The organism is Lysinibacillus telephonicus (genome assembly GCF_039654155.1).
Classification (GTDB): Bacteria; Bacillota; Bacilli; order Bacillales_A; family Planococcaceae; genus Ureibacillus; species Ureibacillus telephonicus.
Genome location: NZ_CP155468.1, coordinates 3,943,097 through 3,958,476, shown reverse-complemented (window position 1 = coordinate 3,958,476; position 15,380 = coordinate 3,943,097). Strand labels below are relative to the sequence as shown.

General features: G+C 35.4%; 12 protein-coding genes. 10 read left to right on the top strand and 2 right to left on the bottom strand.

Annotation, left to right across the window (positions count from 1 at the left end; genetic code table 11):
* The first annotated feature begins 145 nt into the window (after positions 1-145).
* Positions 146-1,507, top strand: a complete 1,362-nt coding sequence (gene rlmD, locus MKY04_RS19175; protein ID WP_346234977.1) for a 23S rRNA (uracil(1939)-C(5))-methyltransferase RlmD — start codon at positions 146-148, stop codon at positions 1,505-1,507.
* A 218-nt stretch (positions 1,508-1,725) separates the two neighbouring features.
* Here the strand turns inward: rlmD and MKY04_RS19170 are convergent, their stop codons facing one another.
* Positions 1,726-2,667, bottom strand: coding sequence for a YafY family protein (locus MKY04_RS19170; RefSeq protein WP_346234976.1), 942 nt, complete (start codon positions 2,665-2,667; stop codon positions 1,726-1,728).
* A 93-nt stretch (positions 2,668-2,760) separates the two neighbouring features.
* On the opposite strand from MKY04_RS19170, the gene MKY04_RS19165 reads away from it, so the two are divergent.
* The 6 genes from MKY04_RS19165 (at position 2,761) to MKY04_RS19140 (ending at position 10,000) form a co-directional block, all read left to right on the top strand.
* On the top strand, positions 2,761-3,717 hold the full coding sequence (locus MKY04_RS19165) for an NADP-dependent oxidoreductase (protein WP_346234975.1): 957 nt from the start codon (positions 2,761-2,763) through the stop codon (positions 3,715-3,717).
* Positions 3,718-4,185: 468 nt separating this feature from the next.
* On the top strand, positions 4,186-5,040 hold the full coding sequence (locus tag MKY04_RS19160) for a malate synthase (RefSeq protein WP_346234974.1): 855 nt from the start codon (positions 4,186-4,188) through the stop codon (positions 5,038-5,040).
* A gap of 326 nt (positions 5,041-5,366) precedes the next feature.
* The gene (gene mutM, locus MKY04_RS19155; protein ID WP_346234973.1) at positions 5,367-6,170 is read left to right on the top strand and encodes a bifunctional DNA-formamidopyrimidine glycosylase/DNA-(apurinic or apyrimidinic site) lyase; all 804 of its coding nucleotides are present in this window, start codon (positions 5,367-5,369) and stop codon (positions 6,168-6,170) included.
* Between the two features lie 452 nt (positions 6,171-6,622).
* The gene (locus MKY04_RS19150) at positions 6,623-7,591 is read left to right on the top strand and encodes a tRNA dihydrouridine synthase (protein ID WP_126293035.1); all 969 of its coding nucleotides are present in this window, start codon (positions 6,623-6,625) and stop codon (positions 7,589-7,591) included.
* A 456-nt stretch (positions 7,592-8,047) separates the two neighbouring features.
* Positions 8,048-8,929, top strand: a complete 882-nt coding sequence (locus MKY04_RS19145; protein ID WP_126293036.1) for a helix-turn-helix transcriptional regulator — start codon at positions 8,048-8,050, stop codon at positions 8,927-8,929.
* A 195-nt stretch (positions 8,930-9,124) separates the two neighbouring features.
* Positions 9,125-10,000, top strand: a complete 876-nt coding sequence (locus tag MKY04_RS19140; RefSeq protein ID WP_346234972.1) for an AraC family transcriptional regulator — start codon at positions 9,125-9,127, stop codon at positions 9,998-10,000.
* 177 nt (positions 10,001-10,177) lie between these two features.
* Here MKY04_RS19140 and MKY04_RS19135 read toward each other — a convergent pair whose 3' ends face one another.
* Positions 10,178-11,347: an ROK family transcriptional regulator gene (locus tag MKY04_RS19135; RefSeq protein WP_126293038.1), complete on the bottom strand. Its 1,170-nt coding sequence runs from the start codon at positions 11,345-11,347 to the stop codon at positions 10,178-10,180.
* A 136-nt stretch (positions 11,348-11,483) separates the two neighbouring features.
* Between MKY04_RS19135 and xylF the strand changes: the two genes are divergently transcribed.
* The 3 genes from xylF to MKY04_RS19120 all read left to right on the top strand — a co-directional run bounded on the left by xylF (position 11,484) and on the right by MKY04_RS19120 (position 15,361).
* A complete protein-coding gene (gene xylF, locus MKY04_RS19130; RefSeq protein ID WP_346234971.1) occupies positions 11,484-12,587 on the top strand; it encodes a D-xylose ABC transporter substrate-binding protein in 1,104 nt (367 codons plus the stop codon).
* 91 nt (positions 12,588-12,678) lie between these two features.
* On the top strand, positions 12,679-14,220 hold the full coding sequence (locus MKY04_RS19125) for a xylose ABC transporter ATP-binding protein (RefSeq protein WP_346234970.1): 1,542 nt from the start codon (positions 12,679-12,681) through the stop codon (positions 14,218-14,220).
* Complete coding sequence (locus MKY04_RS19120) at positions 14,195-15,361, top strand: sugar ABC transporter permease (RefSeq protein ID WP_246020165.1); 1,167 nt, start codon at positions 14,195-14,197, stop codon at positions 15,359-15,361. The genes MKY04_RS19125 and MKY04_RS19120 overlap by 26 nt, the downstream gene beginning before the upstream one ends.
* Positions 15,362-15,380: the final 19 nt, after the last annotated feature.

The window sequence follows — 15,380 nt, the reverse complement described above, 5'->3', positions numbered from 1 at the left end:
CTTCGTTTTCGGTGCAGAAATACAACTAAACCTCAATTTATTGTTGAGGTTTCTTGTATTTTACTCCACTCCGTTTCCCAACTTAAAAATAGAAAAACTTTTCATCCCCATGATACAATAGAAGAACTGAAATGGAGGACGGAACATGGTAGCACCAGTGAAGAAAAATGATCGAAAAACAGTTTATATAGAAGATTTAACACATGATGGGAATGGAGTCGCTAAAATTGACGGTTATCCGTTATTTATTCAAGGCGCTCTTCCAGAAGAAACTGTAGAAGTCCACGTATTAAAAACATTGAAAAACTACGGCTTCGCAAAAATTGTAGACATTCTTAAGGAATCGCCTGATCGTGTAAAAGCGCCATGTATTTACTTTGGAAAATGCGGCGGCTGTCAGCTTCAACATCTATCATATGAAGGTCAGCTAAAGTGGAAAGAAAATATGGTTCGAAACGTTATGAAACGAATCGGTAAAATTGATGCACCAGTACTTCCAGTGAAAGGGATGCAAGATCCGTGGAATTACCGCAATAAATCACAAATTCCATTTTCTATGACAGAAACAGGCCCTATTGCTGGCTTCTACAAATCAAAAACACATGAAATAGTCGACATGGAGCGCTGCTTAATTCAAGTAAGCGAAGCAGATGCAATGATGGCCAATTTGAAAAAGGAATTAATGGAGATTGGCGTACAGGCATATAACGAACAATCACATCAAGGAATGCTGCGGCATGTCGTTGTTCGAAAAGGGCGGGCAACTGGGGAAGTGATGGTTGTGTTAGTAACGAATAAGCACAAATTCCCACAAAAAGAAGCAGCTATTGAATTAATTCGCAAGCTTGTTCCAAATGTAACGTCAATCGTTCAAAATATAAATATCGAAAAAACCAATGTTATTCTTGGAAATGAAACTGTAACACTTTGGGGGAAAAATTTTATTGAAGATACAATTGGCGGGGTTCGATTTGAAATTTCAGCTCGCTCATTCTACCAAGTAAACCCTGTGCAAACAGAAGTGTTGTACAAGCAAGCATTAGATTACGCACAACTAACGGGGGATGAAATTGTGATTGATGCATATTGTGGTATCGGGACTATTTCACTCTTCTTAGCACAAAAAGCAAAAATGGTAATGGGTGTTGAAATTGTAGAGCAAGCCATTGAAGATGCAAAGCGTAACGCAGAATTGAACGGCTTCACGAACACATATTTCGAAGCTGGTCCAGCAGAAGAAGTCATCCCTCGTTGGTATTCTGAGGGCAAAGAAGCAGATGTACTTGTTGTCGATCCGCCACGTAAAGGGTGTGATGAGGCACTTCTAACAACGATTATTGAGCAAAAGCCAAAACGAGTAGTTTACGTATCATGCAACCCAGCAACACTTGCAAGGGATTTGAGAATTTTAGAAGATGACGGTTATAAAACTATGGAGATTCAGCCTGTGGACATGTTCCCGCAGACGACACACGTGGAAGCGGTCGCACTGCTGGAGTTAAAATAAGATAAGAGACGAGACCCTTGAGAATGGCTTGTTTAGGCTGTTTTCAAGGGTTGTTATTGTTTCTAGAGAAAAAGATTGTTTATGAATTTGAGATGTGTTTCAATGCTTAATTGCATTTGCTTGCAATTGGATACAGTGCATATCATTTCATAATGGGACACCTGCTATTTTGACGATATCCTGGTACCCAAACAATAAAATTCACTCTAGCAGAAGAGTCATGAGTAATGCTGTAGAGTGTCTTGCAATTGCTTGCGTATAGTATCTATAATTTCCTGTGGCTCGATTACTTTTGCATTTTTACCTAACTGAAGAAAAAAATTAGAAGCAAATTCAAGCTCGCTCTTATCAATTATTATGTCAATATAGCCATGATCTTGACCAGCAATTTTGATGTGAGGCTCTAACCAATGTTGACTATTGCATTGCCGTATTCCCTCTCTAGTCAATTCTACATATAAACGTAAGGGATCACTTGGTTCTTGTGTTATAAGATTATCCAGCCATTCGTTAAGATTTATTGCGGGGTTATGCCTTTCTCGTGTATTTTTCAAGGCTAAAATACGATCCAAACGGAAAAGTTTGATTTCATTATGGTTTAAGTCAAGAGCAGGCATATACCAGAAACCATCATAAGCATACACACCTAAAGGTGATATTTCTCTTTTTGAGTTTTTGTATTTTGATTTATACTCGATATAAAGTTTATTATTTTCTAAGGCAGCCTCTATGATCTCCTTTATAAATGGAGAAGGAATGCCTCTTTTTTTATTCCAAAACGACAAAACAGAATCAAGATTATCGATTTTATTTCTTGTGTCAGATGGAAGACCTGCATATAGTTTTCTGGAAACAGAGTTAATATCAATTTCAAAGGGTAATGATTTATAAAATTTCAGAGACTGAAAAGCAAAAAAGATAGCAAAGGCTTCATTTTCGTTAAAAATAATTGGTGGTAGTACTCTATTGTTAAGTATGCGATAGCCACCGTTACGACCAGGTTCGGTATAGAGAGGGACACCTATCTCGCTTAATTCCATTAAGTATCTATGAGCTGTTCTAACTGAAACATTAAATTCATGTGCCACATCCTCGGCGGTAAAACTACGCTTTGTATTAACATACATGATCAAATCAAATAGTAGTTTTGTTTTAGACATTTCTTTCACCCCTTCCTAAACTATGACAATTTCTGTCATGGTTTTAGTGTATATTTTTTAATTGTAGATTAGCAATAGGAGGAGGAAGGTTAAGTGAAAGCTGTAGTTCTTGATAGATTTGGAGGACCGGATGAACTGATGGTGAGAGACATTTCAATTCCAAGCATTGGAGATAATGAGGTGCTTATTCAAGTTCAATATGCGGGAATTGGACAGTGGGATATCTTTGAAAGAGAAGGCGGATATGATGAAATGCTAGGATTACATTCGAAATTTCCGTATATATTAGGTTCAGAAGGTTCAGGTACTATTTATGCTAAAGGGAAGAATGTAGAAAGTATTGCTATTGGAGATAAGGTTTACGCACCAGGTTTTCTTAATCCCAAAGGCGGCTTTTATGCAGAATTTGTTGCCATAGATTCAAAATATGTATCTAAGATTCCGGAATCTATAACATTGAAGGAAGCTAGTGTAATCTCTGGAGTAGGATTAACAGCGTTGCGTGGGCTTGAAGATGTATTAGAACTTGATAAAGAAGAATCAATCATGATTTTGGGCGCCAGTGGAGGAGTTGGACACTTGGCTGTACAACTTGCAAAGAATATGGGGGCTCGGGTATTTGCGATAGCGTCAGGTGAAGATGGGGTTGCTATGCTAAAAAAGTTAGGTGTATGCACTGTAGTGGACGGAACTAGAGATGATGTATTTTCTGCTGCAAGGAAATTTGCACCGGAGGGATTTGATACTGCACTGTTTACAGCTGGTGGGGAACTAGCAAACTCCATAGTTCAGTGTGTTCGAACTGGTGGTCGTATAGCATATCCAAATGGGATATATCCGATTCCAGAAACAAAATCGGATATTAGTGTAACTAGTTATAATGGTGAACCCGAACCGGGAATTATACTAAGATTAAATAATTGGATAAGTTCTGGTAAATTAAAAGTTCATATCGATGAAGTGTTTTTATTGGAAGATGCTTATAAAGCACATCTGGCTCTCATAAATCATTATGTGGGTAAACTTTGTTTTAAAGTCAAAGATTTTTAAGATGTTAATGACTTAGTATGGATAATAAATTTAGCTATATTAATGTGTTTATTGAAAGAAACATGAAATAAAATCAAATTGACATTAATGTGAATGAGTTTAACCTTTTAGACAAATTTACCAAAGGTATATTAAAGCCTTTCGACCAAATCTTTTACTTTAATCTGAAGTTCATTATTCTATTTGCTAGAATGATAAAATTTCAATTTTACCTCACGCTGAAATATATTGTCAACAAAAAGTTTGTGTGAAGCTTGAAAAAATGTTATACTAGTCCTACAGTTGTTTACTCAATCGTATTCCGAATTCCAATGTATTTTATTGCAATAGAATTAGGGATACGATTTTTTTATTTTTATGGCAAGAAGAATTAAACAATTATGTAGCTTTTCGTAAGGGTAGTCGAATAATATTTGAAATTACTAACAATTAATAAACATTTTTTATTCCACAAGGAGGATTAGAATAATGAATCTAATCAATAAGAAAGTTACACATAAGCGTTTTGGATTGGGTAGTATAGTTAAACAAAATGATTCTAGTATCGAAATAAATTTCGCATCGGAAAATAAAAAGTTTGTTTTTCCTGATGTATTTGAAAAGCACTTAACACTGCATGATAAAAGTATTGCTGATTTACTTGATAAAATAATACAAGAAAAGGAAATGGAACGAAAGGAAGCTGAACGGAAGAAGGAAGAGGAAAGAGTTATTCAACGAAAAAACGAGGCACTTCGTTTGGAACATGAAAAACTTATGAAAAATCATAAACTTCATCCCGAATCACAATTAGTTTTTTGGTGTGACAAAGATGAACAACATAGTTCTTTTTCAGAGTGGAGGGTTTTCTTAGGTGAGGTAAAAAGCGGAAATAACAAGGGGAAACCAAATAAACCGAGCCGCTTGTACCGAAATAGTGCTGTCCTATTAACATCAGTAGATTCCAGCTTGCCTGAAGAAAACAGACGTATTTTAGGTATATATATGGTGAATGAAAATTTCATCGGTAAGCTTTGTGAAGATGGATATATCCCTGCACATTCAAAATACAAAATCCAACTTACAGAACAGGAATCGAATCAGATGCAATTCTGGAAATATTATTCAAATGACAAATCTCCTCACCAAATAACATGGAAATCAGGTAAGTATCGTTATTTTGATAACTCATGGATGGCTCAGATTTTGCTTGATATAGTGTCGTTGAAGAATGACCCAAAGGAAAAAGAGTTGGCACAACAATTTTTTAAATATTTTTGTAAAATGAATAAAATATTAGCTCAAGAGTTACCAAAACCTAATGGCGCATTAATGCGTAGTTAGAAGTTACCTCAAAAATATTAAGAATCGCTGTAAATGACATATATGGTTCCAAAGGCATCCAAATTTAGGATGCTTTTTTTATTGCCACCAGTTACATAATCCTTTAACAGTAACTTCTAATAGGTCTTCAAAGTGGTACTTATGGCGAGTAACCCTATTTTTATAAAAATAGGAAATTAATAAACGTTTTAATCGGGGAGGATTAATTTTTTAATCCCTTATTTTTTTGTGATTTTTATATTGGATTCTTTAAATGCCAACAATTCATAATAACCTACTAGTAGGAAATACTGTATAAAACAGCTTGCAAAATGGAGGATAGGATTATGCCGGAATTGCCAGAGATGGAAACATATAAAACATTACTGGGGTCATTAATAGGCGGGCTTAAAGTTACAAATGTTGTGATAAGACGGGAAAAATCTATTAACGTACCAGTTGACAGCTTTACTAAGCAAGTTACAAATCAAACTATAAAAACAATTAATAGAAGAGCTAAATATTTAATTTTTCAACTACAGGATGGTTCATGTTTACTGTTGCATCTGATGCTTGGTGGATGGATGTTTTTTGGCAAAGAGGAAGACCAACCCGATAGGACCATTCAAGTAAAACTATCCTTTGGAGAACAACATTTATTTTTCATTGGATTGCGCTTAGGCTACCTGCATCTTTTATCACCTGAAGAGGTTAAGGAAGAGTTTAAAAAGCTAGGACCTGAAGTGTTGGATCCTCAATTTACAATGGATGCCTTTCAACATCTGATGAAAAAAAGAAAAGGAACGATTAAAACTACATTAATGAATCAAGAGGTACTTGCTGGAATAGGTAATGGATATTCTGATGAGATTCTTTGGCATGCAGAAATTCGCCCTGATAAAAAAATTAATGATATTGACAATCAACAATTAAGCCGGCTATATCATTCGATTCAATACATCCTTAAAAAGGGAATTGAACAAGGTGGTTATATGGAAAACCCTCTATATAAGGGAGATGGCAAAACAGGAGGCTACCAATTTTATGTTTATGATAGAGAGGGTAAAGAATGTTCCCGTTGCAATGCTACTATTATTAAAACAAAAATCTCTTCAAGGAAAACCTACTTTTGTCCCAACTGCCAGCATTAAAGAAAATAAAGAATAATATGGAGCTGGTGAATTAACAAATAAATAGATAAAGCACAAATATTACTTGTTTAGCAAGAACAGTTAGTACAAGTCTTAAGTGTGTTTTAATAAACCTACCGCCTCCACATAATCGCCATATGTGAGTGTGTCTTAGTTTATTTTAAAAGGCAGCTAACCCTATATGGGCGTTGCCATTATTAATTTTACCAGATTTACAACCATTCCATGAAGAAGGGGATACTAAAGTTGAGAGGTAGATCATATTGATTTGAGTTTATAAAAATACCATTTAGGACGAATTTTCGTTAAAATAAACATTGCGGATTTTCACAAATTATTAATATCCTTGTGTTTGATAATAAGTTATCAACCATGATATAAGTGTAAAAGAAGTTGAACATTTAGATTGAGAGTTTAAAGCTTTACCCATAATGAGAGGATTTGAGTTTGAAATGATAGATAATTTTTGGCGTGATTTACCGCGGCCATTTTTTGTACTTGCACCAATGGAAGATGTAACGGATGTTGTATTTCGTCATGTGGTAGCTAAAGCTGGTAGACCGGATGTATTTTTTACGGAGTTTACAAACACGGAGAGTTATTGTCATCCAGAAGGTATGAAAAGTGTGCGCGGGCGTTTAATTTTTACAGAAGACGAACAGCCAATCGTTGCACATATATGGGGGGATAAGCCCGAATATTTCCGTCAAATGAGTATTGGCATGGCAGAGTTAGGATTTAAAGGCATCGATATTAATATGGGTTGTCCTGTACCAAATGTTGCATCTAGAGGAAAGGGAAGTGGCCTGATTCTTCGACCAGATGTAGCTGCTGAAATTATTCAAGCAGCAAAAGCGGGTGGACTGCCAGTAAGTGTGAAAACAAGACTTGGCTATACCGAAATAGACGAATGGAAGGAATGGCTAACCCATATTTTAAAACAAGATATCGCGAATCTTTCTATTCATTTACGGACAAGAAAAGAAATGAGTGCTGTAGATGCGCATTGGGAGCTGATTCCGGAAATCAAAAAGCTGCGTGATGAAGTGGCCCCAAATACCTTGCTTACAATCAACGGAGATATTCCTGATCGTCAGACTGGTCTTGAGCTTGTTGAGAAATATGGTGTAGATGGTGTGATGATTGGGCGCGGCATTTTCAAAAATCCGTTTGCCTTTGAAAAAGAGCCAAAAGAGCATAGCAGTAAAGAGTACTTGGACCTTTTAAGATTGCAGCTTAATCTTCATGATCAATATAAAGAAGAATTGCCACGTCCAGTCACAGGGCTTCATCGTTTCTTCAAAATATATGTCAAAGGATTCCGCGGTGCAGGTGAACTAAGAAACCAATTGATGAATACAAAATCAACAGATGAAGTACGTGCATTGCTTGATAATTTTGAAGCAAACAATATTGATTGATGCTGGATAGTAAGATAAGGTAGCTCAAAAAATTAAAGAAAATGAATCCAATCAACTCAGGCAGTAGTTGGAGTTAACAGCGTAAAGGATTAATAACACTGCCTTCTATATAATTGTGTATAATATGTGGATAAGGCTGTGAATAAGTTTAAGAATAAAAAGATGGGAACTACAATCCCATCTTTTTTAATACAGAAAATCATTCCCTACTACCTTTCGAGCGAAAAAGTAAGAGGTTCCTATAAACCTCATCCTAAAAATATCCAAAATTCCTTATAAAAAATTTTTACTTTTTCAAGCATAAAAGTTTTCTAGTATGGAGTAAATATAGAACCCTCACTTCAAAGCACTAATTTGCCACGCTACTATTTTCATTAATATGAGGCCAAACATAGCAATATAAGTCAAAAAAGATCTTGCTTTTTTTGTTATCTTTTTTGTAAGGAGGTTCAGACAATGAGTTACAGTCCCATCATACAAAAAACGATTGAGTATATAGAGAAAAACTTGCATGAAGAACTATCCTTAGAAAGTATTGCTCAGTTTGTCGGATTTTCAAAGTATCATTATCATCGTATTTTTCAAAAGGAGGTTGGTGTAACTTTAGCTGAATATATTCGATATCGGAGAATTGCCAATTCAGCTAATATGCTCCTCTATACAAATGAAAAGATAATAGATATTGCTTTCTATTATCGCTTTGAAACACAGGAATCTTTTACTCGTACATTTAAGAAATATTATAATTTACCACCAGGACAATACCGAAAAATTATCGGCAAATTAACTTTACAAAGGGAGGAAATCATATTGGAAAATGAGAAGTTATTAAAAGGATGGAAATTAAGCGGTAGTCATCCGTTTAATTATCAGATGGGAATTGATAGAGAAAATTTCCATAAAGGAAAAGCATCTGGATTCCTTAAATCTGTTAATGTCCAATCCCATGGTGAATTTGCAACAATGATGCAACAATTCAAGGCGGAAAAGTATCTTGGTAAAAGGATAAAACTTTCTGGTTTTATTAAGTCAAAAGATGTGGATGGATTCTGTGGATTTTGGATGCGTGTAGATGATGCACTTGGGGATGTATTGCAATTTGATAATATGAGTGACCGTCAAATTGTAGGGAGTAATGAGTGGAATTATTATCATATTGTTTTAGATGTACCTAAAAATAGTGTAGTAATTGCCTTTGGTGTTTTGCTTTCAGGAAATGGGCAAGTATGGATTGATGAACTTAAATTTGAGGAAGTTGATAAACAAACACCAACAACCAACATAGATTTTTCTGATGACCTTTTAGATGAGCCTACCAACTTAACTTTTGAAGAGTAGGAGAAAATAATATGTTTGGATATGGCATCAATGACACGTATTTAATTATGAATTTGAAGCCTGCATGTTCTTAAAAAATTTATAAACCTTATAAAAAGTTTTAATGAAAGATGAAACCTGTCATAAATGAGCACAGATTAGCAGGAATAACCAAACAGTTGTTGGTACATTGAATGTAGAAAGGAGAGATATAACATGGAGGGACTTCAACGAATGCTAGATAGCTTAGAGTATATAGAAAGGAATTTAGACAATAACCTTTTGATTGAGGATATTGCTTCTATTGCCTGTATGTCTAAGTTTCACTTTCAACGCATGTTCAATATGCTAACGGGATATACAGTAAGTGAATATATTAGAAATCGCCGTATTACAGTAGCTGCTCAGGAACTGATTAATTCTAATTCTAAGGTTATTGATGTTGCGTTCAAATATGGCTATGAAAGTCCTGAATCTTTTACAAAGGCATTTCGAAAAATTCAAGGCATTAGTCCGTCAGAAGCTAAGAAAAATAGTCAATTCTTGAAGGCTTATCCAAAACTCTCCTTTCAAATTCAATTAAAGGGTGATGTTGAAATGGATTATAAAATTGTAGATAAGTCTGCTTTTAATGTTGTAGGAAAAAGCATACGTACAACAACAATTGGGGGAGAGAACAACCGAAGAATTGATGCTTTCTGGGTTGAATCGAATCAGAATGGATTAGTTTCAGAGCTTGCTAAAAACTGTGGACCTCTTGGGTTAATTGGAGTTTGCATGGACTATGACAAACAACATGAAAATTTAACCTACTTAATCGGCGTTGAAAAAAATATTGAGCATATTCCATCTGATTGGGAAGAAAGGCAGATTCCTTCTGCAACTTGGGCCGTTTTTCCGGTTCATGGCGCAATGCCTGATGCAATGCCAAAGGTGTGGGATAGAATCTTTTCGGAATGGTTTCCATCAACTGGATATGAGCATGCTGGTGGACCAGAGATTGAGGTATACCCAAGTAATGCTGATCCTTCCTCAGAGGATTATTATAGTGAGATATGGATACCTATTAATAAAAGACAGCAAGATATTTAAGGAATTCGAGTTGCTAAAGAGTTCGAATTATTCTATTTGCTCGCGGCTCCGCTCCCTTAAGTAACTGACACCTATATTTCAGAGAAAATCAAAAAGCAAGTGGAGAAGAACTATTCGTTTTTCTTCACTTGCTTCCTTATAGGACAGCTCTTTTTCAAAATCAAAAAAAGATGTATTCTAATCAATTTGATCACTTATATGGAGGAAATCTTCAACCGCAAATGCAGAAACTCCAAGTGCTGTTGAGTGTGTAGAGAGTTTAGAAAAATCTATTATGTCTGCTTGGTGGTATATTAAGGCCTGTTTCCTTACAGAATCTACAATTGGCTTTTCCAATAAATGCTTTGCCATTGCTAGTCTATTTCCGATAATAATTTTTTGTGGATTGAAAGTCTTGATTAAATTACTAACACCTGTTCCAATATAGAAGCCTATATCTTGAAAAAGTTCAATAGTATCAGTATTCTTTTCTTCGGCTTTTTGAATTAACTCTTCTAATGTGGGGGTTGAGGAAATTCCGCAATTTTCTGCATTTTTTAGCAATGCATGTTCCGATGCATAAGCTTCCCAACAACCTAAATTTCCACAGGTGCACTTTTCTCCATTTGCAACTATAACCATATGGCCGCTTTCACCCGCATAACCATTTATTCCACGATACAATTCGCCGTTTAGTATAATTCCTAAACCAATTCCAATACCATTACTTACATATAAGATATTAGTACAATCTTGACCAACACCAAATCGCATTTCTCCGTATGCACCAGCATTTGCTTCATTTTCAATCGTTATTGGATAATCAAATTCCTGTTCAATTATTTCTTTCAAATTAACATCTTTCCAATTTAGATTTGGAGCATGAAGCACTTTTCCGCTTTTATCAACAATACCTGGAACACCAATTCCAATACCTATAACACCATATCTGCTTTGAGGTGTATTTTGAATAAGTATATGAATTGTTTCCTTAACCAGTGAAATATGTTCTTTAAATGAAAGGTTTCTAACTGTTATATTTTTTTCAAATATTATATTTCCCATTAAATCTGTTACTACACCCAGAATATAGTTTACACCAATGTCAATACCTATCGAGTAGCCGGCACGTTCATTAAACAACAGCATAACCGGTCGTCTGCCTCCACTAGATTCGCCTGGTCCAGATTCATAAATAAATTCTTCGTCAATAAGTTCATTCACTAATGAAGAAACAGTGGCTTTATTTAAACCAGAATTTTGAGCAATATCTGCTCGGGATAAAGGTGCTAGTGACGTAATCGTTCTAAGAACTAATTCTTTATTTTTCTTTTTTACCACATGTTGATTCCATGAATTATATGTCAATAGTTCTCCCTCATTTCATTTCATCTTAGTTTATACTATACTACAAAACTTAGTTTATTGGGTAGACAAACTAAGTTTGTGGTGGTAAAATCTTTTTGAAGTTAATTTTCTGAATATTCAAAAGGGGATGATGTTTATGAAAAATTGTAAGGGGTTTCTTGTAGGGGTTTTTGCTTTAATTACTCTTTTTGTATTAGGAGCTTGTGGGCAGGATGCTAATACAACAAATGAAAGCGGTAACAATGATGCGGAAAATGCAAATCAGGAAGCATCTGATGATTCACTGAAAATTGGACTTTCTGTTTCAGATTTAACATTAGAACGTTGGCAACATGATCGTGACTTCTTTGTAGAGAAAGCAGAAGAATTAGGTGCTGAAGTATTAGTTCAATCCGCAAATGGTGATGAGGCAGAACAATTATCACAAATTCAAAACATGCTTTCGCAAGATATCGATGCTTTAGTAATTATAGCGATTAATTCAGATGCACTATCAACAGTTGTTGAGCAGGCAAAAAGTGAAGGGATTCCTGTTTTAGCATATGATCGATTAATTAATGGTGCTGAGATTGATGCGTATGTATCATTCGATAATGTTAGAGTTGGTGAAATGCAGGCAGAATATTTAGTAGAACAAGTTCCTGCAGGAAAGTATTTCCTAATGGGTGGTTCACCAACAGATAATAATGCCAAGATGTTTAGAGAAGGCCAAATGAATATTATCCAGCCGTTAGTAGATAGTGGAGATATTGAAATTGTTGGTGATCAGTGGGCGAAAGGATGGGACGCGAACGAAGCATTGAAAATCATGGAAAATGCATTAACAGCTAATAACAATGATATCGATGCAGTAGTAGCATCTAACGATAGTACAGCGGGAGGAGCTATTCAAGCACTTGCTGCTCAAGGTTTAGCAGGTAAAGTAGCGATTTCAGGCCAAGATGCTGACTTAGCAGGTGTTCAGCGTATTGCAGAAGGAACTCAAACAATGACTGTATATAAACCTATTAAAGCCATCGCAACAAAAAGTGCTGAAGTAGCAGTACAGTTAGCTAAAGGCGAGAAGATTACAGGTGATTCAACGGTTAATAACGGAAAAGTTGATGTACCTTTCGTAAAATTAGATCCTATTAAAGTAGGCAAAGAAAACCTAATTGATACAGTAATCGCAGATGGATTCCATTCCTATGATGATGTTTATAAAAATGTTCCAGAAGCTGATCGTCCAGCACGTCCATAATAATTTAAAAAGCTGAAAGCAATCATAGGGGGATAATTTTCCCCCTAATTTGCTAAGCAATTTACCTTTCTATTAGGTGGTGTTAGTCAAAATGGGAGAATATGCACTACAAATGCAAGGAATTATAAAAGAGTTTCCAGGTGTACGTGCCTTAGATAACGTTACATTTTCTGTACGTAAAGGAGAGATTCATGCTTTATGCGGGGAAAATGGTGCAGGGAAATCAACTTTAATGAAAATATTAAGTGGAGTTTATCCCCACGGAACTTATGATGGGCAAATCTTGGTTAATGGGCAAAAGGTTCAGTTTAAATCAATTAAAGAATCACAAGATGCAGGTATAGCGATTATTTACCAGGAGCTTGCATTAGTTGAAGAAATGACGGTTGCAGAAAACTTGTTTTTAAGTCATGACTTAATGAGGGCAAAAGTAATTAATTGGAACAAAATTTATGTAGAAGCTCAAAAATGGTTAGACCATATTGGGCTAAATATAGATCCGCAAACAAAGGTTGGCGATTTAACGGTTGGAAAGCAACAATTAATAGAGATTGCCAAAGCATTAACAAAGGAAATAGAAATATTAATTTTAGATGAACCAACTGCAGCATTAACTGAAAGTGATGTAGAAATCTTAATAAACCTTTTAAATGATTTACGGTCTAAAGGGGTTACCTGTATTTACATATCCCATAAACTTGGTGAAGTTATGACTCTAGCGGATACAGTAACTATTCTAAGGGATGGTCAAACAATTAGTACGGATCCAATCGAAGAATTAACTGAGGATAAAATTATTACGAAGATGGTAGGCCGTGAGCTAACTGAGCTCTTCCCATATGAACAACGAGAGATTAGTGATGAAAATGTTTTAGAAGTGAAGAATTATTCTACAGTTGATGAAACGGGGAAAAAAGTTATAAATAATGTTTCCTTTACACTCAAAAAAGGGGAAATACTTGGTTTTTCTGGGTTAATGGGTGCAGGAAGATCGGAATTATTTATAAGCTTGTTTGGTGGATTTAAAGGAAAGAAGTTTGGGACAGTTTATATTGATGGCAAGGAAACAAATATTAAAAAACCAGCAGATGCGATTAAAGAAGGATTAGCATATGTTTCCGAGGATCGTAAGCGCTATGGTCTTGTTTTAGGAATGGACATCACGAAAAATACAACTCTAACTGCTTTAAATAAAGTGATGAAGTTGAAAGTAATTGACCAAGCACTAGAAATAAAAAGTGTTAGTGTCATAACAGATAAAGTGAAATTGAAAGCCCCAAGTTTAGAGGCAAAGGTTGGCCAATTAAGCGGGGGGAATCAACAAAAGGTTGTTCTTAGTAAATGGTTAATGAATAATCCGAAAATTTTAATTCTCGACGAACCAACAAGAGGAATTGATATAGGTGCAAAGTATGAGATTTATAAGATTATTAATGAACTTGCCAGTCAAGGTGTTGGTATTGTTATCATATCGTCGGAATTGCCAGAAGTTTTAGGAATGTCTGATCGGATAATTGTCATGTCACAAGGAACAATTACGGGAGAATTTTTAAGAGATGAGGCTACACAAGAGAATATTATGACGTGTGCAACAGGAGGGAAGAAACGTGAGCAATCACTTGTCAACAGCTGATGAAGCAACTCAATCTAATAGAGGTTTAAGTTTTAAGGTTGATCTTCAATCGTATATGCTTATTATCGCATTAGTTTTGATTGCAGTCATATTTGGAATTTTTACGGGCGGTGAATTTCTATCCTCTCGAAACCTCTCTAATTTATTTACCCAAATGTCAATAATCGCTGTACTTGCAATAGGAATGACACTTGTAATTGTTGCAGGACATATTGATTTATCAGTTGGTTCATTAGTTGGATTAGCTGGTGGCGCTGCAGCGATATTACAAGTTTGGTATGGCTGGAATACAGTTTTAACTGTAATTGCTGCAATTGTAGTTGGAGCAATATTTGGATTATGGCAAGGCTGGTGGGTTGCTTACCGAGCGGTTCCAGCTTTCATCGTGACACTTGGTGGAATGCTTATTTTCCGAGGAATCTTAATTGGAATAACGAATGGTCAAACGATTTCCAATCTAGATGAAAGTTTTAAATTAATTGGAACAAGCTATTTCCCATATATTCCAGGTTACATTCTTGCTGTAGTATGTATTGCTTTACTTGTTTTTGGGACAGTGAGAAAACGTTCTAAAAGAAAGAGTATGGGACTATTGCTTTCTGCTCCAATGTTTGATTATGGCAAGGTAGCAATTTATTCCTTCTTTATTTTATTAGCTACTTATCTATTAAACAGATATCTTGGAATTCCAGTTCCGATTTTAATTGTAGCATTATTAGCGGTTATTTTTATCTTTATCTCAAATAATACAGCGTTTGGGCGCTATGTTTATGCAATTGGTGGAAATGAAGAAGCTGCAGCACTTTCTGGTATAAACATTAAACGTAATGTGTTGTGGGTATTCACTACAATGGGTGCTCTTGCTGGAGTAGCAGGTGTTTTATTAACAAGTAGACTTAATGCTGCAACAGTTAGTGCTGGTAGTAACTACGAGCTGGATGCAATTGCTGCGTGTGTGATCGGTGGAACAAGCCTAGTAGGTGGTAAAGGGAAAATTGTTGGGGCACTAATTGGTGCTCTAATTATGGCTAGTATTGATAATGGTATGAGTATGATGAATATTGAAGCTTTTTGGCAATATATTGTTAAAGGTTTAATACTTATCGTAGCTGTATGGATTGATATTTCAAGTAAGAAGTAAATCATAATTAATAGGAAAA